We start from the raw sequence: 23256 nt of genomic DNA on the forward strand, positions 1-23256 counted from the left end.
GGGCCGTCAGGCCGCGCCGGTGGCAAGGGGCAACGTGAAAAAGAAGGTGCTGCCAGCGCCGGGCGCGCTACTCACGCCCAGCTGGCCGCCCTGGCTGGCGATGAAGTCGCGGGAGATGCTCAGCCCCAGGCCGCTGCCGTCGCGCGGGGCCGCGCCGCTGGCGTCGGGCACTTGCACAAAGCGCTGGAAGATGCGCTCCTGGTGCTCGGGGGCGATGCCGGGGCCGTGGTCCTGCACGCTCACCTGCACGGCGCGGCCGTCGGGTGTGGGGGCCGCGCGCAGGGCAATGCGGCCGCCTTCGGGTGAGTAGCGCACGGCGTTGGCCAGCAGGTTGAGCAGCACCCAGGCGGTTTTTTCCAGGTCGGCGCGCACCGGGGGCAGGTCGGCGGGCACGTGCACGTCGAGGGTTAGGCGCTTGGGGGCCAGCTGCAGCTGCAGCGGGGCGGTGGCGGCCGCCACCAGGTCGGCCGGGGCGGTGGGCTGCAGGTGCAGCGGCACGGCGCCCGATTCGAGCCGGGACACGTCGAGTAGGGTGCCCGTGAGCTTGAGCAGGCGCTGGCTTTCCTGCTTGAGGGCCAGCACCAGCTCCTGCTGCTCGGGCGAGAGGGTCCCCACGCGCTGGTCCTGCAGCAGCTTGAGGTGGAAATTGATGGTGGAAAGCGGCGTCTTGAGCTCGTGCGAAACGGTGGCCAGAAAGTGGGACTTGGCCTGGTCGAGCCGCTTAAATTCCGACACGTTGTGCAGGGCCACGATGGTGCCCACAAACTCCACTTGGTCGCGCACCGGGTTGAAGGACACGGCCTGGTGCACCAACAAGCGGTAGTGGCGCTCCTCGCCGCCCAGGGTGAGCGTGAGCGGCTGCGCCTCGGCCGGGCGGGCGCCCGAAGACGGCAGCAGCGGCAGCAGGGTGGCCATCACGGGGGCAAGAGCAGCCAGCCGCTCGGCGGACTGGCCCACTACCCGCGCCTGGGGCAGGCCCAGCAGGGTGCAGGCCGGCGGGTTGGCCACCAGCACCACGCCGGCTTCGTTGAGCAGCAGCAGCGCCTCGTCGAGCGTTTCGACGATGCTGGCCACGCGGTGGCGCTCGGTCAGCACCTCCGCCAGGTTGGTGTTGCGAAACTCGTTGAGGTGCACCAGCAGGCGGTTGAAAGCTTCGGCCACCTGCCCAAACTCGTCGCGGCTTTCGACGGGAATGGTGGCCGCGAAATTGCCCTGCGCCGCGTGCTCGATGCTGGCCGAGAGCTTGCGCAGGCCGCCCACGGCCGCTTCGGGCACGCCCAGGGCCAGGCCCAGCGCCAGGAGCAAGTTGAGGGTGATGAACACCAGCAGGTAGCGCCCGGCCCAGACGGCGGTGTGGTTGGCCTGCTCATTTTTGCGGGTGAGGGCCTGCATGTTGAGCTGCACCACGCCGTGGGTGAGGCGGCGCAGGCCGGCCAGGGCGGCGGGCCGGGCGGCCGCCGGCAGTGCCGCAAAGCGGGCCACGCCGGCCGTCAGGCTGTCGACCAGAAGCTGTTCGCCGGGCTCGGTCACGTTGGCGGCCTCGCGGCGGAGCTGCTCCCGGAAACGCGGCAAGCCCTGCGGCGCATTCGGGTCCGCTTCGGCGGCGTCCAGCGCCAGCAGCATGCCCTGGCCAAGCTGCACCGAATAGAAGTTGTCCTGCAGAATGGTGCGCGAGCTACGGTCGAGGCGCTGCACGGTGTAGTGGGCGTAGGTGCCCATGGCTAGCAGCAGCGCCAGCACGGCCAGGAATCCGAGGGTGATTTTGGTTTTGATGTTCATGACCAGAAGATGAAAGGGGCTTTGCCAACCACAAGCCAAGGTGCCAATATAACTCGTGTTGAGGCGACAAAACCCTGTAAATCAGTAAGTTATTTTGATTGGATTAAAAAATACCAAGGCCCCGAAACAGAGGCACCCTATCATTTTGACACGGTGGAAGGTCAAAACGATAGGGTGAAGGGCGCCCGCCGGCCCGGTTACAGGCCGTATTCCTGCAGCTTGCGGTAGAGGGTCTTCAGGCCGATGCCCAGCACGCGGGCGGCTTCGGTCTTGTTGCCGGCGGTTTCGTGCAGCACCTGCCGAATCTGGCGTTTTTCTAGGGCACGCAGGGAGCGGCTATCGGGCGCCTCGTCGGCCGCCGGCGCCTGCTGAAACTCGGCGGGCAGGGTGTCGGGGGTGAGCAGCTCCTCGTCGGCGAGGATGACGGCGCGCTCCAGCACGTTTTTCAGCTCCCGCACATTGCCGCGCCAATCGTAGTGGCGCAGCAGGGCCAGGAAGTCGGCGTCCATGCCGCGCAGGCGCTTGCGCAGCTTGGCGGCGTAGAGCTGCAGGAAGTGGCGGGCCAAGGGCTCAATGTCGTCGCGGCGGGCATTGAGCGGCGGCACGGGCACCACAAACACCGACAAGCGGTAATACAAATCGGCCCGGAAGTGGCCCTGGTCGGCCTCGTGGCGCAGGTTGCGGTTGGTCGCCGCCACCAGGCGCACGTTGCCTTTGGTGGGCGTGGTGGCCCCGAGCTTGGTGTACTCTTGGCTTTCGAGCACGCGCAGCAGCTTGGCTTGCAGGTTGATGTCGAGCTCGCCGATTTCGTCCAGAAACAACGTGCCACCGTGCGCCTCTTCAAACAGGCCCTTCTTGTCGGCCAGCGCCCCCGTAAAAGCGCCTTTCTTGTACCCAAACAGCTCCGATTCGAGCAGGTCCTTGGGAAAGGCGCTGCAGTTCACGGCCACAAAGGGCTTGGCGCGCCGCGGGCTGGCGTGGTGAATGGCTTGGGCAAACAGCTCTTTGCCGCTGCCGGTGGGCCCTTCCAGCAGCACCGCGGCCTCGGTGGGGGCCACGCGCTCGGCCAGGGCCTTGGCCTGCGCAAGGGCGGCCGACGGGCCAATCATGGAGGCGAAGCTGTACTGGGCGCCCACCTGCTTTTCGAGGTCGGCCACGCGGCGCTGCAGCCGGGCTTTGTCGGCCGCGCGCGCCACCACCACCAGCAGCTGGTCGTCGGAGTCGCCTTTGGTGAGGTAGTCGAAGGCCCCGCTCTTCATGGCCTGCACGCCGTCGGCAATGGTGCCGTAGGCAGTGAGCAGGATGAATTCGGCACTGGGGGCCAGGGCTTTGAGGCGGGGCAACAGCTCCACGCCGTGAGCGTCGGGCAGCTTCACGTCGCAAAGAACCACCAGGATGTCGGCGGCGTGCTGCTGCAAGGCGTCGAGGCCGCGCCGGGCATCGGGAGCCTGCAGCACGGTGTACCCTTCAAAGCCCAACACCCGCGAGATGACCTGCCGCAGGTTGGCTTCGTCGTCGATGAGCAGGATGGTGCCGTCGGGCATGGGGGAGGGGCAGCGCCGGGAAAGGCCGGCAAAATACGCGCAACGGAGGGCACCGAGCGGCCCACAAAAGCCTCCCGTGCCCAAAGCCTTGGTTTTGCGGCGTAACTCCCAGCGTTTTAAACGCAAAAACCCGGAAAACTGCTTTCACAACATGAGAAGCGGTTTTCCGGGTGTGAATGTGTGAGCCGATTATTGGACTCACACCAACACCAAGAAGCACTCGGTAAAACGCATATAATCAACCGCTTGCATGGTGGTAAGCGGGTGCTGTTCTTTAAGAGGTAGCGTCAGGGGTGCTACTTTCAATCAAGTGCCTCCGAACCTCGCCCCGGTCGAAGCCCAGTTGCTCGATTACTTCCCACAGCCGTTCCACGGTGATATCGGGCGCGCTGGGGATATAGCTGGAGACGTAACCCCGCACGCGCCACAGCTCGATGATGTCGCGCGTTTCCAATCCGTAGGGTGACCGGTGCGCGTTGTCGGAATGCAGCATCACTTCCTTGTCATTCGCCCGCAACCGGTTTTTGATGCGCTTCAGCATCACCGATTCGGGCGTGACCACCACGTACACCTCGCCCGGCTCCAACAGCCGCAGCTCATCCACCCGCGTAGCCACCACCACGTCGCGGTGATTGATGGTCGGGGCCATGCTGTCGCCTGCCACCTCGAAGGCCCGGAACTCGCCCCGCTCAAAGCCGGGAATTTTATAGGTGCCAAACTGCTGCAGGTACACCGCCTCGTTGTGGGCCAGCGAGTACCCGGCTTGCGCCGGAATCGGCACGAGCACCGTGTTTTCGTTGCCCTTGTCGTCCACCGTCACCACGACCACCTTGTCCCCGCGCACCACCTGATGCAGCGAGGCAGCCGGCCTGGCCTCGTCCGTTGCGCCACGCAGCATCGGCCCCGTACCCATCAGCAGCCAGTCGGCCGACAGCTCCGGAAAGGCGACCAAAAAGTTTACAATGGTGTCATAGCTAGGCCGCACCTCGTTTTTCAGCACCTTGTACAGCTTCGATGCACGGCCATATCCGAGGCGGACATTGGCCTCGTAGGTGCTCAGCTTGTAATGGTCAAGCACTTGCTTGATGCGCCCGCCTGTATCGGTGTCTACGCCTGCAGGGGCAACTTTTTCACGTTGCTGCTCAATTTGTTCCATAATAATGCGCTAAAAAGCGTACACTTTATGCCAAATTCGCGCACTTATGTGCGTTAATTGCAGAAGTATTACGCACAAATATACTAAGCGCATAACAAAATGCAACTAACCGCAACCAAAATTGACGCACAAGAAGATAAAAGCGTCACCCTGCGCGCCCTCATTGCCAGCTTAGGCAAGCGCACCAACGTGGTAGCCGCCGCCCGCAAGCGGCTCCTGGACGCCGGCCACGAGTACACCACCTCGGCCATCTACAGCACCATCCAGCGCAACGGCAGCAACAACCCCACCATCGCCGCCGCCCTGCTCGATGCCATTGAGGCTGCCCAGGCCGAACGCCGTAGCATTGATGACCGCCGCGCCAAACTAGCCTCCGCGTAGCCCATGCAAACCGTTGTCATCATTCCCGAACCGGAGTGGCGGCAGGTTCTGAGCCGCCTGGAGAAGCTGGAAGAAGCCGAGCAGGCCCGCGCCGTGGCCACCACCGCCAAGCCCGACGAAGTGCTGAGCACCAGAGCCGCGGCCGAGTACATCGGCCTGTGCGCGGAGGCCCTGCTGCGCGCCCGCCGCGCCGGCCGCATTGCCGGCGTCCGGCTCAACGAAAAAGATTGGGGGTTCCGCCGGTCCGTCCTCGACGCCTACCCCCGTCGCTACCACCGCGCCGCCCTGGCGGCTTAGTCACCGAGCCGGTGAATTACATCCAACACACCCGCGCCGCTCACCAGCAGCTCAGCAGCAACGCCGCGGCCACGCCGCACCACGTCAGCCTGTATTGGGCCCTGTTTTTCGCGTGGAACGCCGGCTTCTTTGAACACGGCCTCGACCTCGACCACGCCGCCGCCATGCAGGCCGCGCACATCGGCAACGAACGCACCTACCGCGCCACCCTGCGCGACCTCGAAGCGTGGGCCCTGCTCCGCTACCAGCCCAGCCAGTCACGCCACCAGCCCAGCCGCTGCTACCTCACCGATTTATCGGGGGCAAAAGTGCCCGAAGTAAAAACCGCTACCAGGGGCAAAAGTGCCCCCGGTAAAAACGGGCTACCAGGGGCAGAAATGCCCGAACCGCTTGGGGCAGAAGTGCCCCCGGTAGGCAGTTTATCGGGGGCAGAAGTGCCCGAACACTCCTTATATGATAAAACAGGAAGTGTTAAAACAGTACAGCAAAACAGCGCCGCCGCTCCGCAAAAAAAAATAGGGGAGAGGTTCCAGGGCGAAGGACATTCAGAAGCGCAGGTGCTCGATGCCGACCAGCCGCCCCCAGGCGCAGCCCCAAAAAAGACGCCGCGAATCAAGCGGGGCGTTGCGCAAAAGAAAAAAGGGGTACAGGCCGACACCATCCGCGCAGCTGCCACCGCCGCCCGCGACGAGCCCCGCCGGCGCGGCCCGCTGCCCGAGCTGCCGTTCCGCCAGGCGGCCATCTACGACTTCGAGGCCTTTACCGCCGCCTTCGCCGGCACTGATTACGCCCTGGCCGACCTGCGCCACTATCACCAGCTCATCGACAACTGGCGCGACAAGAAAACCGGCCTGCCGCCCCTGCGCCGCGATTGGGTAGCCACCTCCAAAAAATTCATGCTCAACGATGCAGCTGACAACCGCCTCAAACTCGCCCCCGGAACCCAGCCCCACCACCCCGGCCAGCCTGCCCCCGACGCCGGAACACGGCCTGCTGCAACTGGCTACCGCTCCAAGTACGATGCGTGAGCTGGCCAGCACCTCCAGCCCCGAGGCCCGCGCCCTGCTGGCCGAGGTGTCGGTGGGCCTCACCGTGGCCCAGGCCGTGGCCGCGCCCAAGCTGTTCCAGCTGCGCCACCGCTTAGGCGAAACCGTGCTTATCAAGCTGCTGGTGGTCGTGCTGCGCGCCTTCGTGGATTCGCTGCGCGTGCCCGACAAGCCCGACGCGGCCGACATTCTGGAGCTGGCCGACACGCTGGCCTGCACCTACACCCACGACAGCCTGAAAGACATAATTCTGGCGCTGAAGGAGGCCCGCACCAAAGGCACCAAGTTCTACCAGTCGCTCGACGTGAGCACCCTCTACCGGCTTATCCAGGAGTATTTCGACCGCAAGGCCGCCTTCCTCGAACACCGCCACCTCGACCAGAAAGCCACCGGCGTCAGCCAGCAGGCCGCCGACGTGAAGCTGTTGGGCGACGCCGCCCCTCGGATGCTCGAACACGTGGCCCAGCAGATTCCCGACGACCACCCCAACGCCGAAGGCTTGCGCCAAAAGCTCACCATCACCAAGGCCCGCGAGTCCCGCGGCCTCATCACCCCCGAGCAGGCCGCCCAGCAGCGCGCCGAGGCTCGCGCCGCCACCCAGCGCAAAGACCGCCCCGACTGGAAAGCCAGCCCCGAGGCCCAGCAGCAAATCGACAAGCGCCACCGCCAGGAAAACCGCAAAATCATGGAACGCTACCGTTCCCCCAACCCCTAAAGCACCATGGCCCTCGCCAAAAAGCACGACCAGCTGCCCCTCGACCTCGGCCAGCTCTACGCCGCCGACATCACCGGCGCCATCCTGGCCTACCTCACCCACCACGGCTACACCGTCTGGCGCCAAAACACCACCGGCATTTACGACGCCGCCAAAGCCCGCTGGCGCGTCAACCCCCAAAGCCGCCGCGGCGTCCCCGATATCATCGGCTTCCGCAACGCCGACGGCGTGTTCATCGGCGTTGAAGTGAAGGCTGGCCGCGACACCCTGCGCGACGACCAAAAGCAATTCCTCAACGAGCTGAAGCGGGCCCAGGGCCTGGCCTTCGTCGCCTACGATTTTGCCCAGTTCCAACAGTCATTCGAAAGCCGCGGCCTTCACCTGCAGCACCGCCATGATTAAGCTCCCTACCATCAGCACCTACTACGGCGGCAAGGGCAGTAGCGGCACCTACCAGAAGATTATCAACCACGTCCGGCCCCACGACACCCTGATAATTCCCTTCCTCGGCAACTGTGCCCTGACCCGTCGAATCCAGTGGCCCGCCCAGGTCATCGCCAACGACCTCGACCCCTACATCATCGACCAGTGGCGCAACGCCGAGTTGGGCCCGCGCCTCGACCTCTACAACCTGCCCGCCCTCGACTTCCTGGCCACCGTGCTAAAGCGCCCCAACCTCGGCCGGGTCGTCATCTATTGCGACCCGCCCTACCCACTCGGCAGCCGCAAAAGCCAGCAGCTGCGCTACCATTTCGAGATGACCGACCGCGACCACGAGGAACTGCTAACGGCCATCCGTTTTCTCCGCGTCGACTGCCTGGTGAGCACCTACCCCAACGAACGCTACGCCCAGCAGCTCAGCCACTGGAACCGCACCGAGTTCCAAAGCCAAACCCGCCACGGAGCGGCCACCGAGTGGCTTTTCTACAACTACCCCATACCTGAAGTTCTACATGACACCCGCTTTGCCGGCAATAACTACCGCGAACGTGAATACATCAAGCGCAAAGCCGCCCGGTGGGTGGCTAAATGGGCTTTATTGCCACCTCATGAGCAGCAGCACATCATGGAGCAGCTAATCATTGTCACGCCCAATGTTATTGTAAATCAGATTAATAATTGAATGGGTAATCAAATAAAATTGGCAAATGCTAATTAATATAGTTTTTCGAGGATTACTGCCGCTTGTTCTTGTTGCTTTTTTTGTTGTTTAGCTAATATATTTAGTTGCACATTGTGTGTACCTTTGAAACTCCTGAATCTGCTTTGTCAACACTTGTTGCATGAATAAATCTAAAAATCAATCTGCGTTGCCTATCCTGCAAACACTCGAAAAAGAGGAGCTTATCCGAATGGTGGAAGAGCTGCAAGAGGAAAAGCTAATGCGCGACACCTTCGGTCATATATCCGAAACGGGGGCAAATGATGCCATGTTGATGTGGCGTGGGCGCAATCGATTCTTGTCTGAAACGGTGCGCCCGGTAAATATTAGAGAACTCAAAGCGAAGAGCTACCCAGTAGGCGTAGGTGGCGACCACCGCATTATCGATGGTGATAACCTTTCAGTGATGCGTTCATTACTGAGTGAATTTCGCGGCGGTCCGAAGTCGGGTATTGATGTGGTGTATATGGACCCGCCATACAACACTGGCAAAGACACTTTCGCTTATAATGACAATTTTCGTTTTTCTAGAGCTGAGGTAGAGCAACTGCGCAACGCAATTGGTAGGGTTGAGAAAATTGTGTCCTTGGATGACCCCTCGCGCCACACTAAGTGGATAAATCACATGGCGCCGCGCCTGTATGCTGCTCGAAAATTGCTCAAGGATACAGGGGTAATTATCGTGAGCATCGATGAGCACGAGTTACCGCGCCTGTGGATGTTGATGGAAGAGATGTTCCAGGAGCGAAACCGTCTGGCTACTCTCATTTGGGAAAGGTCGCGCAAAAATGACGCTAACTACTTTTCTGAAGGCCATGAGTACATGCTTGTGTGGGCAAAAGACAAGTCTGCGCTTGACGAGAAGATGAAGGCCATGGCGCAAACAGATGCCTGGTCTGGTTCAAAAGGAAAATGGCGCAAGCCGAAGGATGGAGCAGAAGAAATACTAACTGCTTACGCGGAGGCAAAATTGAAACACCATGGGGACATTGGTAAAATTCAAGCTGAGATGGATGCCTATTTCAAAGGGCTTCCGGACGAGCATCCTGCCAAAAAAAGCAGATTTAAAAAAGTGGATGGCCGTGGGCTCTATCGTTCAGATGGTAATTTGAACAAGCCTGAACAAAACGGAGCTCGTTACGAAGTTCTGCATCCAGTTACCCAAAAACCATGTACCATACCTTCCGGTGGCTGGCGCTATCCGAATCCGGCAGATATGCAGGCGTTGATTGACGATAAACGAATTCACTTTGGGGAAGACGAGAAGAAAAAACCAAGCCTGATTACGTACCTACATGAACAAGACATGGAGGTCCGAACCAGTGTGATTCAGCGTGTTTCTCAGCCATCAGTACAATTGTTGGAAGCCGTCTTAGGAAAAGGTGAGTTTTCGAGTCCGAAGGATTCAGAGGTGCTAGCGGAACTGTTCAATCTGGTTACGTGGCGCGACCCCAATGCTAAATTTTTTGACCCCTACGGTGGTAGCGGTACCACAGGTCACGCTGTGCTAGCGATGAATGCTGAAGACGGCGGGAACCGCCGATTCATAATGGTAGAGAATGGCGACCCAACGAACCGCAAAATTCCGCGGGATGAGTACACAGACCGGTTAACGGCTGAGCGTATCCGGCGGCTAATGTCCGGTCATTGGGCAGACGGGAAGGAGCACCCGGCTTTGCCTGGAGGTTTCACATTTTATGAAGCACGACGCAGTGTTAGTCGGAAGTCTATCATGGCCTCGAATCGTGAAAATATGGCCGATATAATTCTGCAATTGGTGGAGGAAGACTCCAATCGCCAAGATTGCAGAGTAGATGGCTATGAGTATCTAATTGGCAAAACACGCTTGGGGTTCGGTATTGCTTTGGTATGGGAGGAAGGAAAGAGAAAAGGCGAAGTGGCTCACCTAACTAAGGACATTCGTTCTAAAATCATGGAGGAGGCACGCCGTGCTGGAGTGAGCCGGCCGGTGTATATATATGCAGTGGCCAACGTGTCGCCTATTAACGATACGCTATACCGTTTCCAGCAAATTCCTGATTCACTGTTGGCACGGTTGAACATGCTGGAAGATGAAGCCCGCGACAACGAAGACGAAGAATAAGCTTGTTATATGCTCTCCCTAACCCGTGAAACCCTAAAGCCTTTTCAGCTTCGCGCTGCTGACCAGCTGGCGCACATGCTGCAAACGTATCCAAATGCCCCTTTTACGCGTCGCTTTGATGGTGAAACCGGCCAGCCATACCCATTTATTTGCCGGTTAAAAGCAATTACCGGCAGTGGAAAAACCCCAATGCTGGCAGCTTTGGCCACCACACTTGGAGATGCGATTATCCTGTGGACTACCAATCGGGGCGCAGTAATCGAGCAAACCCAGGAGAAGCTAAGTGCTGGTGGAAGCTATGCCGGACTTCTACCAGAAGACACGCAGATAAAGGCCCTCAATAGTATGTCTGCTCTTGATTGGACAGACGTGCTTACTGCTACATCGGGTTTGACAATCTTACTTGGGACTGCCGCGCTTTTTAACCGTGACAAGGACAAGAACCCTGAAAGCCTAAATTTGCATAAAGACCGCAATGGCACTAGCTATTGGTCTATGTTAGGAGGGGATGGCCCAGATAGCCGCAATCGACCCTTGTATGTGGTGTACGATGAGGCGCACGGTACTACAGCAAAGCAATTTGACCGACTAACTGAGTTGCATCCTCGTGCTTTTGTTCTAGCATCAGCTTCGCCATTGCCCGAAGGCTTGGCTCCTCTACTTCCTGGTAATTCAGAGATAGAAAAAGGTGCTGCGTTGGCGCGTCAGACGGTTGTGGTTCCAACTCCCGAGGTGGTAGAGGCAGGCTTATTGAAAACACGGTTGTACTTGACCGACTGTGACACTACTCGGGCACAAGCCATTCATGAGTCGAATGATAAATGGCGGGAGTTGCGTGCTAAAGTCAAAGGGGAAGAGGGACCAATTTGGTGCGGTATCGTCAACAAGACACTTGATGGTCTAGAAGTGTGGGCTACACTTACCAGAGAATTGGGAGTGGACCCCCAGCGAATAGCAGTTCATTTGGCCAGCGTCGACGCCAACATCGCAGCTGCTGGCCCAATCGCTGATTGGTCACAATTGCGTGATACTAAAAAGATGAAGCTCACGCCTGAGCAGCTTCGCAGCAATGGCTACACGCATATTATCTGGAACTTGTCATTGCGTGAGGGTTGGGATGAGCCTTGGGCTTACGTGGCTTATCTTGATGCTTCTGGTAAGTCAGAAACTGATATTGCCCAAAAAATAGGTCGTTTTGTTCGGCAGCCTAATGCAACACCGTTCGAGGATGGTGACCTTAACTCGGCGTATTTCTACTTCAACGTTCCTGATGAAGAGTTCACAGCTTTAATCAAAGCCACTCAAAACGAGTTGCAAAACGAAGGATACGAAATTATCAGCTTGCGTAGTAGCAAGGCTAGTCCTGGCGGTTCACGCTCAGTGCCTGTTAAGAAACAAGTTGAGCTGCCACGAGTGGCAGAATCATTCGGAGAAGACCTTGAAGCACTTGACAATATTGTGCTGAACAGTATCCCGTCATTTGCACCTGATGCTTTAAAGGCTCCTGGCAGCATCAAAACGAAAGTGTATGATGTGAGCCGCAATAAAGAAGATGGCGAACTTGAGAGAGTGCAGAAGCGGGAGGAAAATGCTGAAGTACCTGTTTGGAAATATCTGTTTGAGCGGCTTGCTGGCATCGACGGGCGGCTTGTAAAAAAGGAAAACACCCGTTTTTCTCCTAATTTGAAGGAGCATGCTAAGATGAAGCAGCGCATGCAGTTCGGCTCAGAGGCCATGCGTCAACTGAATGATAGGCTGCCCCAGATGCAGCAGCTATTGAATGCCGAGTTCCGTTTAGAATCAGAGCCTGACGACCCTTACTTGGTCAAGGAGTTTATAATGTCTTCGCCCGATTTAAAAACGGATGACGCTGCTAAGCGTGCTAAGTATGCAGTGCGTCAGTATGACAATGCACTTCATGGTGAATACAACGGATTGAACCCATTTGAAGCCGAGGTAGCAGAGGCACTTGATAAATTAGCACTTACATGGTGCCGTAACCCAGTGAATGGGGGGTATGGTATTCCTATTCCGATTTTAGGAGAAGGAACAACAGCATTCTATCCTGACTTTTTACTATGGGCAGGTAAGAAAGGAATTTGGGCAATTGACCCAAAGGGGAAGCATATTCTAAATGATGCCATGACCACCAAGCTCTTTGGCGTGGCTGATATCCACGACCTGTCACAGCGAGTACGTGTTGCATTTGTCGTTGAGGGTCAGTATGCAGTTGAGGCCCCTAACTATCAACCAAAGCGAATGGGTAAAACTGGCTGCACCCTCATTTGGCGAGATGGAAGCCAGCCAAAAGGCAGGCACTTTGATAATCCTAGCCAGTTGGTAGCATATCTAGCTAAGTTGTAGCCATGCAATAACTAAGTCAGGCTAAACAACGGGGCCAGCCAGTCGGACATCACGCCCGGCCAGCCGGCCCCGTTGTTTATAGTGTTAGGCCTGAACTACTTACCGGCCCGGTCGCGCTTCTTATCCACGAGCTGCAAAATCACATTGACGGCCGCGTGTACGAGTATTTGCCAGAGTTTCATGAGTAAAGAGGGGTAAAGAGTGAAAAAACGTGAGGCCCGGACTTATCCCAGCACCTCGAAATGCGGCCTGTCCTTGAAGTCCCCCGGAAAGTCCCCGCCCCAATGCACCCGCGCATCGGCCGCCTTCATCAGCCGCGCAAACTTGCCCAGCAGCAGCCCCGACCACGACGCCGCCGAGGCCGTGCTGGCCGCCCGCGCCGCCTTCCCGGCGAACCCCTCGCCGCCCTCTACGACCCCACCACCATGCCCCCGGCCCTGGCCTGCGCCCACGCCGCCCTCGACCGCGCCGTCGACCGCTGCTGCCGCCCCCAGCCCTTCCCCTCCGAGCTGGCCTGCCTCGAATTCCTCTTCGGCCTCTACCAGCAACTCAGCGCCCCCGAGCTCGGGGCCGCGCCCAAGGCCCGGCCTGATGCGCGCCACCCGCGACGGGTAGCCCCTTGCCCCGCTATTCGGTTTCGCTTGCCCCCGCCGGGCGCAGCCGCTGGTAGAGCAGTTGCGCCGCCGCTGCTAGCAGGGGCTGGTCGGTGGTGCGCTCCTGGCACCGCTGCAAATCGTAGTGGCACAGTGTTCCGAACGCCTTGCCCTGCCCGTCGCGGATGAGCACGCCGCAGTAAGAAATCACCGGCGTCGCAATGCCCCGTGCCTGCGGGTCCGCGGCCGCGTCCAGAATCTGCACCAGCGCCTCCGTGCGGCCCACCAGCGAGCAGTACGTTTCGGCCAGGGGCGCGTCGGCGCCCTGCCGCACCTCGGGCAGTTTGCGGTCAAACAGGGCCTCGCTGCGCAGCGTGTCTCCGTCGAAGCGGTACACGCCCGTGTAGCGGTGCGGCGTGCGGCCGTTCAGGTAGCCCAGGGCCGCGTGCACCCCCTGCCGTTCCAGCACCGCGCCAAACGCGGCAATTTCCGCCTGCATGGCGGGTTCTTCGTTCAGGGTAGGAGTCGTCGTCATTGGTTGGAAAAAATAAGCGGGCGCACCGGCAGACAAGCATTCCCGGCCGCGGGTTGTTCAGCAATTCCAGCGCTCACTCGGCCCGCAGCCACGCGTCGGCCGCCGCCGCCTCGCCAAAATACGCCACGTCGAGCGTGCTCGTGCCCAACTCCAGCACCATGTGCCGCGTGCCCAGCCGGTTGAAGGCCTGCGCCGATTCCACAATGGCGCAGCGGGAGTAGCCGGCCTCGGCCACCGCCCGCGGCACCCAGGTGCGCGTCATCCACTCCCGGTCTTCGGCCCGAAACGGGGCCATCTGCCCGTGGTCGGTCAGGACTTTGGTCAGGCCCGTGCGCTTGAGCAGGTGCAGCGCGTGCTCGTACACGGCCCGCAGCGCCGCGCTGTCCATCGGCGCGGCCTGCCAGGCGATGCGCACGTAGGCGTCGTCGACCAGCTCGACCCGGCCCAGGGCGTTGTGAAAATACAGGGAAGCGGAAGCGGGGGCGTCGGCCACGAATAAACGGGAGGGAACAGGCGCAGAACAATAAAATAATTGGTTACCAAAACCCAAAACTTCCTCTTTCGTTTTCTACCCATCCAGGGTTTCGTTTTTGGTGCAGCAAGTGCCCCGGTTCCCGCCACAAGCCTTTTTTGTTCCCGCCCGCTTCTCCCCATGTCCCTCGCCGCTTTGCCCGTTCAGTACCAGCGCCTGTTCCGCGCCCTGCCCGACAACTACCTGCTGCTCGCCCCCGACGGCACCGTGCTCGACAACTCCGACGCCCACGTGCAGGTCTCGCTGCGCCCCCGAGCCGAGTCGGCGGGCCGCCACATCTTCGAGGCCTACCCCGTGCCCGACCCCCGCCAGCAGGCCGAGCTGCAGGCCTCCCAGGACCACGTGCGCCGCCACCTGGAGCCCCACACCCAGGCCCTGCGCTACGACCTCGAACGGCCCGCCGAGCAGGGCGGGGGCTTCGTGGTCCGCCATTGGGAGCTCACCCACTACCCCATCCTCGACGACGACGGCCGGCTGCTCTACATCCTGCAGCGCCCCCAGGACGTGACCGAGCAGAAGCAGGCCGCCGAGCGCGCGGCCACCCTGCAGCGCGAGCGCGACGAGGCCCAGCACTACGCCCAGTTCGTGCTCGACACCATGCCCGTGCTCGTGGCCACCACCCGCCCCGACGGCCAAGCCGAGTACTTCAACCCCCGCTGGCTCGAGTTCACCGGCCGCCCGCTGGAGGAGCTCACCAACGGGCGCTGGACCGAGCTGGTGCACCCCGACGACCTGCCCGTGCTGCTGCGCCAGCGCGACCTGAGCGTGGCCGAGCTGCGCGAGGTGCAGTACGACTTCCGCCTGCGCCGCCACGACGGCCACTACCGCTGGATGCTCGGCCGCACCACCCCGCGCCTCGGCCCCGACGGCCGGGTGCAGCTGCGCGTGGGCGTGAGCCTCGACATCCACGAGCAGAAAGAACTGGTCCGCGAATTGTTAGAGGCCGGCGAGCAGCAGGGCGTGCTCGCCGAGCAGGCCTACCAGGCCCACCAGCAGGTGCAGGCCCAGCGCGAAACCTTCTACTCCCTCTTCACCCAGGTGCCGGCCGTCATCGGCATCAGCAAAGGCCCCGACCACGTGCTCGAATTCGTCAACCCCCGCTTCGCCGAGTTCCTGCCCGGGCGCGCGCTCGTCGGCCACCGCCTCGCCGAGGCCGTGCCCGAGGCCGAGGCCCAGGGCTTCCTGGCCCTGCTCGACGGCGTGTACCGCACCGGCGAGCCCTTCCACGGCCGCGAGCTGCCCATTGCGCTGCAGCGCCCCGGGCAAGCGCCCGAGCCGCGCTACTTCGACGTCACCTACCAGCCCTTCCGCGAAAACGGCCAGACCGTGGGCCTCTCCATCTTCGCCTACGACGTCACCGCCCTCGTGCTCGCCCGCCAGGCCCTGGAGGCCCGCTCGTCGGCCGCGTCGGCGTAATTTCAGTCCCTTTCTTCACCGGCGCTGCCATGCTCCTTTCTATTCCGGTTCCCCCTGCGGATGCTTAATCCCTTCGAATTTCAACAAGCCCGCGTCAAGCAAGTCGTGTTCAAGTCCCGCCTGCGCTCGGTGCTCTACGGCGTGCGCCCCGCCGAGCCCGACCTGTGCGCCCTGCCCGCCAACCCCCTGCACCAGTGGGTCGAGCAGCACCTGCGCCCCAGCTACCCCGCCGCCGCCGAGCTGCCCCAGCTCGACGCGGCCCTGCGCCGCCAGCTGGCCCGCGGCCAGGCCCTGCTCGACCAGTACCGCCGCGGCCGCATCGAGGAGGCCCGCGCCGGCCTCTCCGCCATCGACACGGACGCCGCCGAAATCGACGGCCTGCTTCAGGCCCTGGAGCGGCGCGGCGCAGCGGCCTAGCCGCGCCCGGCGCTTAGCCACGCCTGGCGGCCTACCTTCGGGACCCGGCCCGCCGCCTCGGCCCGCCGGGTGGCGGCCCCGCCCGTGCGGGGCACCGCCCGCTTGTCCCCTCCGCTGCCCCCACCGCCGCCCATGACGCCCGCCGCTTCCCTCGCGCCCATCGCCCCGCCCGATGCCCTGCTCAACGACCTGCTGGCCGTCTCGCTCACCGGCGTCATTTTCTACACGCCCATCTACGACCCCGGCGGCTCGGGCGCGATAGTCGACTTCACCTTCGAGTACCTCAACCCCGCCGCCCAGCGCATGATGGCCATGCCCGAGCGGCCCACCGTGACCCACAACCAGCAGTGGCCCCACAGCATCGCCCACGGCACCTTCCAGTTCCACGTCGAGGCCTTTGAGACCGGCGAGCCGCGCGAATACAACGTCAACTACCAGGCCGACGGCTACGACAACTACTACCGCCTGGCCGCCCGCCGCTCCGGCGCGGGCCTGCTCGTCAGCTTCACCGACACCGCCGACCAGCCCCGCACGCCCGTCGAAGTAGCCCTGCGCGCGGCCCAGGCCGCCGAGCAAGCCGCCCGCGCCCACGCCGAGCAGCAGCGCCAGCACCTCTACGAGGTGCTCCTGCACCTGCCCGCGCAGGTGGCCGCCTACCGCGGCCCCGACCTAGTGTACGCCCTCGTCAACCAGCGCTACCAGGACTACTTCCCGGGCCGCGCCCTGCTCGGCCGCCCCGTGCGCGAAGCCATGCCCGAGGCCGGCGTGCAGGCCGTCATCGAACGGCTCGAAGACGTGTACCGCACCGGCGAGCCCTTCATCAGCCACGAGCTGGCCCTGACCCTGGACGCGGACCCCGCCGGCCAGGGGCCGCCGGTGTTCATCAACGCCATCTTCCACCCCCTGCGCAATGCCGCGGGCGAGGTCGACGGCGTGCTCGACTTTTCCTACGACGTCACCGAGCAGGTGCTGGCCCGCCGGCAGCTGCAGCAGCTCAACCAGGAGCTCGAAGTCCGCGTGCAGGCGCACATCCGGGCCGCCCTGGCCGCCCAGGCCGAAGCCCTGACGGCCGCCCAGCACCTGGCCCGCGAGCGCGAGGCCTTCTACCACGTCTTTGAGCAAACTCCGGCCCTCGTCGCGCTGCTGCGCTCCCCCGGCCACCGCTTCGAGTACGCCAACCCCGCCTTTCAGCAGCTCTTCCCCGGCCGCCCGCTGCTCGGGCTCGACTACGCCGCGGCCCTGCCCGAGGCTGAGGCCCAGGGCTTCCTGGCCCTGCTCGACGGCGTGTACCGCACCGGCGAAACGTATTTCGGGGCCGAAATGCCCTTTGTGGCCGCCCCACCTCCCGGCCAGGCGCCCCGCACGGCGTACTACAGCTTCACCTACCAGGCTTACCGCGAAGACGGCCGCATTGCCGGCGTCACCATCTTCGCCTACGACGTCACCGAACAGGTGCTCGCCCGCCAGCAGCGCGAAGCCGAGCGTCAGCAGCTGCACGGCCTGTTCATGGATGCGCCGGCCCCCATCGTCATCCTCAGCGGGCCCGCGCTGGTGTTTCAGCTCGTCAACCCCGCCTACCAACGCATCTTCCCCGGCCGCGACCTGCTCGGCAAGCCCCTGCTCGAAGCCCTGCCCGAGCTGGCCGATACGCCCATTCCCGCGCTGTTGCAGCAGGTGTACGGCACCGGCGACTCCTACGTGGCCCAGGAAGTGCCCCTGATGCTGGCCCGCCACGACGGCGCCCCCTTGGAGGAAATCTACTGGACCTTCACCTACCAGGCCCGGCGCAACGCCCAAGGCGCGGTGGACGGGGTGCTCGCCTTTGCCCACGAAGTCACCGACCAGGTGCAGGCCCGGCGCGTGGTGGAAGAAGGAGGGGCCCAGGCCCGGGCCCTGGCCGGGGAGTTGGCCGAAGCCAACCAGCAGCTCACGCGCACCAACGCCGACCTCGACAACTTCATCTACACCGCCTCGCACGACCTCAAGGCCCCCATCACCAACATCGAAGGCCTGCTCCAGGCCCTGCGCGACCAGCTGCCGACCCCCGCCGAGCCCACCGCCCTGGTGCCGCGCCTGCTGGCCATGATGGAGGCTTCCGTGGCCCGCTTCCAGCTCACCCTGGCGCAGCTCGCCGACATCAGCGCCCTGCAGCAGGCCCACCTGCAGCCCGCCGGCGTGGCCGACCTGGTCGCCGTGGTGGCCGCCGTGCGCCTCGACCTGGCCCCGCTCCTGGAAACCGCCCGGGCCGAGCTGCGCCTCGACGCCGCCCCCGGCGCCACCCTGCCGCTCGCGCCCAAAAACCTGCGCAGCCTCGTGTACAACTTGCTCAGCAACGCCGTCAAGTACCGCGCCCCCGACCGCGCCCCCGTGGTGCACCTGCGGGCCTACCACACGCCGGCCGGCGCCGCCGTCCTCGAAGTGCAGGACAACGGCCTCGGGCTCGACGCCGCCCAGCAGGCCAAGCTCTTCGGCATGTTTCAGCGCCTGCACACCCACGTCGAGGGCTCGGGCATCGGCCTCTACATCGTCAAAAAGATTGTCGAAAACGCCGGGGGCGCCGTCGCCGTGCACAGCCAGCCGGGCGTGGGCTCCACCTTCACGGCATCTTTTCCGGGCTAGGGCCGTACCCTGCGGGCACCCAGCCCTTCCCATGCCCCGCCTCCCCAGCGTGCTTCTCGTCGACGACGACACGACCAGCAACTTCCTCAACCAGCTGCTGCTCGACCGCATGGGCCTGGCCGAACACCTGCTGGTGGCCGAAAACGGCCGCGAGGCCCTCGACGCCCTGGCCCGGGCCTGCCCCGCGCCCGGCGCACCCGCCTGCCCCGTGCTCGTGCTGCTCGACGTGAACATGCCCGTCATGAACGGCCTCGAATTCATCGAGGCCTACCAGCGCCTGCCCCTGGCCCAGCACCACACTCCGGTCATCGTCGTGCTCACCACTTCCCTGCACCCCCGCGACCTGGCCCGCCTCCAGGAATTGCCAATCGCCGGCTTGGTCAGCAAGCCCCTCACCCAAGAAAAAGTCGAGGCCATCCTACAGCAGCACTTTTAGCGGCGGTTTCGGCGGCGTAGTCCACCCGGCCAGCTCCTGCTGCAACCCAACCCGAGCGGACCCGCCGGCCCGCTCGCATCGTTTCCCCCCTACACCTCAAAATGCGGCCGGTCCTTAAACCCCGGCCAGTCGCCGCCCCAATGCACCCGCGCATCGGCCGCCTTCATCAGCCGCGCAAACTTGCTCAGCAACAGCCCAGACCACGACACCGACCCATCAGCCAGCAGAAACGCCACGTCCAGCGCCGGCGTAGGCACCTTGTTGTGGTTGGATTCGCCCCCGCGCTTGTAGGTCACCACCGGCCCCGGCTTGCTGCGCCCTTGCTTGTAAAGCTCGTCCTGACGCTCCGGGCTCCGGTAGCACTCCGTGATGATGGGCAGCCCGGCCAGCCGCAGCACCGGGTCACCCACCCACCGACGCAGCGCCTCCGAGTATGCCGCCGCCAGGCTCGGCACCGCTTGCCGCAGCCGTACCGCCTGGCTTTGCACCTGCGCCGGCGTGAGCGAGGGCACCCAACGCCGAGGCGGCAGCGCGGCGCCAGCGGCTGCAGGCTTACTCGGCGACATGGCCAGCATCGGCAGGAGTGGGGTCAACGGCCGCAGGAGCCGGCACAACGGGCGGCGCCACCACCGCACCCACGGCCGGCAGCTTCACCACCGTTTCCGGCTTCTGGAACATCTTGCGCACGGTCGCATAAATCGTCACGATGCCCACCACCACTTGAATCACGACGTGCACGAAGGTTTCGATTTCGTTGGCAGTAGGAGGGGTGAAGGCCGAGGTACCGATTTCCCAGACCGCGCCGGTGCTAATTATCTGGCCAATGTGGCCAAGTTTCGAGCTGCTGAATAACATGGTATAAATAAGTGCGCGAATGTTTAGCGCACTTATATACAATAATACGGCATCTTTATCTTTTGCGTCGAGCTGATTTCAACTTCTGCGGGATATAACTATTTTGGGTGCATCCCCCTCCGCGCCCGTTGGTCGCTCCGGGGGTCGGGCTGTCCAGGGGTGCGCTTCGCTTCCGTGCTGCGCACCGCGCCCGCTGGGCGCGCCCTTCCCATCCCTTGCACATTTCGGCAGCGGCTCAGCGACTCGCCAGCTACGGCCCGGCAGCGGGGCAGGCCGCGCCCAAAAAAGCGCCGCCAGCCCCTACCACAACCCACCGCCCGCGCCGGCCGCGGCTTCGCATCGGGGCTGCGGAGCCCTCCGTTCGCTCCCTCTCTCCCGTTGGTCGCTCCATCGCTCACTATGGGCCCTCCGCCCCGACGCTCCGCCTCGTCCCGCGCTCTACCCACCCGCCTACTCCCGATTCTGTGAAGCTGCAGCACCACCGCCAACGGGGCGTCACGCTTCCCGCTGGTCAGCCAGCCGCCCCTACCAAAGCCACCGCCCCGGCCCGCCTCCCCATGGTCGGCCAGCCTCTCCCCACCCGCCACCAGAGACCAGGAAGCCCCAGAATCACCGTCAGCGGGGCAGCACGCCTCCCGACGGTCGGCCAGCAGCCCCTACCGCAAACCCGCGCCCCGGCCCACCTCATTCCGCGACGGGCGGCCGGACTGCGCTGCGTGCCTCCGCTTGCCGGCAGCCCGTCGCTCCATTCGGCCGGCCTCTGTCTACCCACCCCCAAAGCATCCATACGCCAGCCCACCGCGCCGGCCCAGGTTGCCGATGCGCAAGGTCAGCGCCTCCCGTTGGTCAGCACTTCTCATGCGCGGCCCCCTGGCCGTACCCCACGCACCCACAAAAGCCAGCTGGAGCAGCGTCTGATTCGACGGTATTAAGGCCAGGGCGCGGCCTGATGCGACACAGGCAGCTACAGCGGCACTAGCGGCCCCTGGCTGAATTAGGTGCCCTGCGGGCCGGTGCTCAGCGGGGAGTCCCCCGCACCCCCGTAATATGCTCCATTCCACTCTGCATTGCCTCGGGCTCCGCAGCCGGAAGCCGGCCGCTACGCCCTCATAAGGTGCCCTTCGGGCTGTGGTGCGGCTGCGCGCGCACCGGGGGCCTCAAGGCCGGCCCCCGCTCCCCCTGGCCAAGGGCATTTAGTGTTTGTTGGGTCGGGGGCTTGCTGGTGGCCACCGCCGCCAGTTCCAGCGGTGCGGGCCTCATAGGCCCAGCCCGCCCGGCACTGGCCCCGCGCCAGGTGCCGGGGCCGCCAGCCACTCGCAGCGCCGGCCCAGGGCAGCAGCGGCACGGACGGCGCTCAGCGTGCCTCGGCTTTGGCCGTCCCACACCACCAGCACCAGGTTGGCAGCGGCTACTATTGCCCGGTTCCGCACATGGGGCGCGGCCCCGCCGTGGGCGGTATAGTCTGGCCGCAGCACGCGCAGGCGCACCCCGTTGGCCAGTGCCCATGCAGCGGCCAGGGTATCGGGGCCGGCTGCGCCGCCGCTCACCACTTGGTCGGGGGCCAGCTCGCGCAGCCGGGCCAGCAGGGCGGGGCACGCTGCTATGCCACGGCTGCCCACCACCGCCACCGTCATTCCCTTGCCGGCGCCGCCTTCGCTTTGCACTTTTTCCATACTGCAAGTTACGAAATATTAGCGCACTTATGTGTAAAATGTGGATAACTATTATTATCAATAAGTGTATCATTAGCGCACATTTAGCGTATATTTGTATAGTAGTCGGGGGAGAGGCCCCCGGCGCTTTGCGCCAGCGGCGCGCGCAGGGCCCGGCCCGCGTCGCAGTGCATTTCACCACCTATCACCTACAGGTCATGTTTACTCATTTCCAATTCGCAGAGCTGGCCGCCGCCGCTTGGTGTGGTCCCGCACTTCATGCCGCCGGCGTTCACGTCAGCATCACCGGCAGCGCCGCCCGCCCGCAGTACGGAGTTCACTATTTCGTCGCGCAGGCCGGCACGGAGCACGGTTGGGTCTCGCACTTCGCTTGCGGTCTTTCGTGCCCATTCGCGGCCATTGCCGCCGCCGTGGCTCACTACACGCAGGCCGCCAAAGAGCAGGCCGCCGGGGTAGTCATGCTGGCCGAGGCCGCCGAGGGCCACGCCGCCCGCGTGTTGTCGGCGGCAGAGCAGGCATTTAGCGGCGCACCAGCACAGGAGCCAGCGCCCGAGGTGGTTTGCGTCGTGTGCGAGGAAGGGCGCGACGCGCTAGGCCAGTGCCGGTGCTGCTATTCCCCCGCTCCCCAGCTGGTGGCTCATGCTGCTTAGCCCGTGCGCCCCGGCCGCTCCCGCAGTGGGGGCGGCCCCCATGCCGGCCCCGGCCCAGCTCACGCCCTACGAGGTGCTGGCCCGCGCGCAGTCGGTCAAATACTACGCCGACCGGGCCCTGTGGGAAATTCGGGATAATGACTTTGGCCCCGGCCGTTTCCGCAAGCTCTTAGCCGCCGCCCGCCACCGTCAGGCCGCCCGCGCCGCTTATGCCGCTGCCGCCGCTGCCTACCACGCCACGCCCAGGGCCGCCGCCGAAAGAGCCGCCCGCGCTAGGTACGCCGCCAGGTACGGCACCCCCATTCAGTAGCCACCGGCCCGCGCCCCGTCGCGCGGGCCCCTTCTGCCCCCACCATGCCCGCTTGCCTCGCTCCCAGCTTTCAGCAGGTTGCCGCCGCCTGCTTTCCCTTGCCCGGCTGCTCGGTGAGCGGCTACGCTTTCGCCCAGGGCACCCGCTACAACATCACCATCTACACCCCGGCGGGCGCCGGCTGCCCCAGCCAATACCACGCCACCGGCGGCAGCTGCTACGAGGCGCTGGCCGCCGCCGTGCAGCTTTTCCATGCCAGCGCCCACGCCTACCCCGGCACCGTGGCCTACGCTCCCCTATAGCCAGCTTTTCAACTCTTAAAACCGCATTCTGATGCCTGCCACCGCTACTACTTACCAGCCCCATTTGCTCGACCCGCACAGCGCCCAGCCGCAGCCGGTCAGCCCGGCCAACGGCAAGAATTTCAAGCTACCCGAGCTATACGCCATGCTCGATTGCCAGACCGTCGACGTGGTGCGCCTCACGCCCGAGCTGATTCTGATAATCGACGACGAAGGCAAGTTCCGCCACCCGGCCTACCTCAATCTGCTGGCTACCTACCTCTGGCACCAGCACCAGCCCGCCGCCCGCGGCGTCGACTGCATTGTGGGCCGCGCCATCCTCTGCCACGACAAGCAATTCCGCTAACCAAAAACGGCGTAGGGGCCGGCC

24 protein-coding genes are annotated in these 23256 nt (G+C 63.4%); 17 read left to right on the top strand and 7 right to left on the bottom strand.

The window, feature by feature from the left end; all coding sequences use genetic code 11:
- Nucleotides 1-6: 6 nt before the first annotated feature.
- From JAO73_RS01615 to JAO73_RS01625, 3 genes are all read right to left on the bottom strand, one after another.
- Nucleotides 7-1779, bottom strand: a complete 1773-nt coding sequence (locus tag JAO73_RS01615) for a HAMP domain-containing sensor histidine kinase (protein ID WP_198975418.1) — start codon at nt 1777-1779, stop codon at nt 7-9.
- Nucleotides 1780-1976: 197 nt separating this feature from the next.
- Nucleotides 1977-3323, bottom strand: coding sequence for a sigma-54-dependent transcriptional regulator (locus JAO73_RS01620; RefSeq protein ID WP_198975419.1), 1347 nt, complete (start codon nt 3321-3323; stop codon nt 1977-1979).
- 274 nt (nt 3324-3597) lie between these two features.
- The gene (locus JAO73_RS01625; protein WP_198975420.1) at nt 3598-4479 is read right to left on the bottom strand and encodes a S24 family peptidase; all 882 of its coding nucleotides are present in this window, start codon (nt 4477-4479) and stop codon (nt 3598-3600) included.
- A gap of 99 nt (nt 4480-4578) precedes the next feature.
- Between JAO73_RS01625 and JAO73_RS01630 the strand changes: the two genes are divergently transcribed.
- From JAO73_RS01630 to JAO73_RS23305, 9 genes are all read left to right on the top strand, one after another.
- Nucleotides 4579-4860, top strand: coding sequence for a hypothetical protein (locus JAO73_RS01630; protein ID WP_198975421.1), 282 nt, complete (start codon nt 4579-4581; stop codon nt 4858-4860).
- Nucleotides 4861-4863: 3 nt separating this feature from the next.
- Nucleotides 4864-5157: a DNA-binding protein gene (locus JAO73_RS01635; RefSeq protein WP_198975422.1), complete on the top strand. Its 294-nt coding sequence runs from the start codon at nt 4864-4866 to the stop codon at nt 5155-5157.
- Between the two features lie 11 nt (nt 5158-5168).
- Nucleotides 5169-6185, top strand: a complete 1017-nt coding sequence (locus JAO73_RS01640; RefSeq protein ID WP_198975423.1) for a hypothetical protein — start codon at nt 5169-5171, stop codon at nt 6183-6185.
- Nucleotides 6178-6918 carry a hypothetical protein gene (locus JAO73_RS01645; protein ID WP_198975424.1) on the top strand — a complete coding sequence of 247 codons (741 nt, stop codon included), beginning with the start codon at nt 6178-6180 and terminating at the stop codon, nt 6916-6918. The genes JAO73_RS01640 and JAO73_RS01645 overlap by 8 nt, the downstream gene beginning before the upstream one ends.
- Before the next feature lie 6 nt (nt 6919-6924).
- On the top strand, nt 6925-7320 hold the full coding sequence (locus JAO73_RS01650; RefSeq protein WP_198975425.1) for a VRR-NUC domain-containing protein: 396 nt from the start codon (nt 6925-6927) through the stop codon (nt 7318-7320).
- Complete coding sequence (locus tag JAO73_RS01655) at nt 7313-8041, top strand: DNA adenine methylase (RefSeq protein WP_198975426.1); 729 nt, start codon at nt 7313-7315, stop codon at nt 8039-8041. The genes JAO73_RS01650 and JAO73_RS01655 overlap by 8 nt, the downstream gene beginning before the upstream one ends.
- A 160-nt stretch (nt 8042-8201) precedes the next feature.
- Nucleotides 8202-10184 (top strand): site-specific DNA-methyltransferase, encoded by a 1983-nt coding sequence (locus tag JAO73_RS01660; protein ID WP_198975427.1) that lies wholly within the window; start codon nt 8202-8204, stop codon nt 10182-10184.
- Nucleotides 10185-10193: 9 nt separating this feature from the next.
- The gene (locus tag JAO73_RS01665) at nt 10194-12548 is read left to right on the top strand and encodes a DEAD/DEAH box helicase family protein (RefSeq protein WP_198975428.1); all 2355 of its coding nucleotides are present in this window, start codon (nt 10194-10196) and stop codon (nt 12546-12548) included.
- Nucleotides 12549-12973: 425 nt separating this feature from the next.
- On the top strand, nt 12974-13330 hold the full coding sequence (locus JAO73_RS23305; protein WP_317191193.1) for a type IIL restriction-modification enzyme MmeI: 357 nt from the start codon (nt 12974-12976) through the stop codon (nt 13328-13330).
- Between the two features lie 419 nt (nt 13331-13749).
- Here the strand turns inward: JAO73_RS23305 and JAO73_RS01680 are convergent, their stop codons facing one another.
- The gene (locus JAO73_RS01680; protein WP_198975430.1) at nt 13750-14169 is read right to left on the bottom strand and encodes a hypothetical protein; all 420 of its coding nucleotides are present in this window, start codon (nt 14167-14169) and stop codon (nt 13750-13752) included.
- A gap of 159 nt (nt 14170-14328) precedes the next feature.
- Here JAO73_RS01680 and JAO73_RS01685 point away from each other — a divergent pair, with 159 nt between their 5' ends.
- The 4 genes from JAO73_RS01685 to JAO73_RS01700 all read left to right on the top strand — a co-directional run bounded on the left by JAO73_RS01685 (nt 14329) and on the right by JAO73_RS01700 (nt 19096).
- Complete coding sequence (locus JAO73_RS01685) at nt 14329-15624, top strand: PAS domain-containing protein (protein ID WP_198975431.1); 1296 nt, start codon at nt 14329-14331, stop codon at nt 15622-15624.
- Between the two features lie 60 nt (nt 15625-15684).
- Entirely contained in the window at nt 15685-16041 is a 357-nt protein-coding gene (locus tag JAO73_RS01690) for a hypothetical protein (protein ID WP_198975432.1), read from the top strand.
- Nucleotides 16042-16173: 132 nt separating this feature from the next.
- Nucleotides 16174-18660, top strand: a complete 2487-nt coding sequence (locus tag JAO73_RS01695; RefSeq protein WP_198975434.1) for a PAS domain-containing sensor histidine kinase — start codon at nt 16174-16176, stop codon at nt 18658-18660.
- A gap of 31 nt (nt 18661-18691) precedes the next feature.
- Nucleotides 18692-19096 (top strand): response regulator, encoded by a 405-nt coding sequence (locus tag JAO73_RS01700; RefSeq protein ID WP_198975436.1) that lies wholly within the window; start codon nt 18692-18694, stop codon nt 19094-19096.
- Between the two features lie 89 nt (nt 19097-19185).
- Here the strand turns inward: JAO73_RS01700 and JAO73_RS01705 are convergent, their stop codons facing one another.
- The 3 genes from JAO73_RS01705 to JAO73_RS01715 form a co-directional block, all read right to left on the bottom strand.
- A complete protein-coding gene (locus tag JAO73_RS01705) occupies nt 19186-19662 on the bottom strand; it encodes a M15 family metallopeptidase (RefSeq protein ID WP_198975438.1) in 477 nt (158 codons plus the stop codon).
- A complete protein-coding gene (locus JAO73_RS01710; RefSeq protein WP_198975439.1) occupies nt 19649-19951 on the bottom strand; it encodes a hypothetical protein in 303 nt (100 codons plus the stop codon). Before JAO73_RS01710 ends, JAO73_RS01705 begins: the two co-directional genes overlap by 14 nt.
- Before the next feature lie 1256 nt (nt 19952-21207).
- A complete protein-coding gene (locus JAO73_RS01715) occupies nt 21208-21624 on the bottom strand; it encodes an SLOG family protein (protein ID WP_233168628.1) in 417 nt (138 codons plus the stop codon).
- A gap of 197 nt (nt 21625-21821) precedes the next feature.
- Here JAO73_RS01715 and JAO73_RS01720 point away from each other — a divergent pair, with 197 nt between their 5' ends.
- From JAO73_RS01720 to JAO73_RS01735, 4 genes are read left to right on the top strand one after another with little or no spacing between them, the layout of a single operon-like run.
- Entirely contained in the window at nt 21822-22274 is a 453-nt protein-coding gene (locus JAO73_RS01720) for a hypothetical protein (RefSeq protein ID WP_198975440.1), read from the top strand.
- Complete coding sequence (locus JAO73_RS01725; protein ID WP_198975441.1) at nt 22264-22584, top strand: hypothetical protein; 321 nt, start codon at nt 22264-22266, stop codon at nt 22582-22584. The genes JAO73_RS01720 and JAO73_RS01725 overlap by 11 nt, the downstream gene beginning before the upstream one ends.
- Nucleotides 22585-22628: 44 nt before the next feature.
- Nucleotides 22629-22886 (top strand): hypothetical protein, encoded by a 258-nt coding sequence (locus JAO73_RS01730; RefSeq protein ID WP_198975442.1) that lies wholly within the window; start codon nt 22629-22631, stop codon nt 22884-22886.
- 31 nt (nt 22887-22917) lie between these two features.
- Entirely contained in the window at nt 22918-23232 is a 315-nt protein-coding gene (locus JAO73_RS01735; RefSeq protein ID WP_198975443.1) for a DUF3846 domain-containing protein, read from the top strand.
- The last annotated feature ends 24 nt before the right edge of the window (nt 23233-23256 follow it).

The sequence above is a fragment of the Hymenobacter miniatus genome (genome assembly GCF_016427455.1).
In the GTDB taxonomy this organism is placed as follows: Bacteria; Bacteroidota; Bacteroidia; order Cytophagales; family Hymenobacteraceae; genus Hymenobacter; species Hymenobacter armeniacus.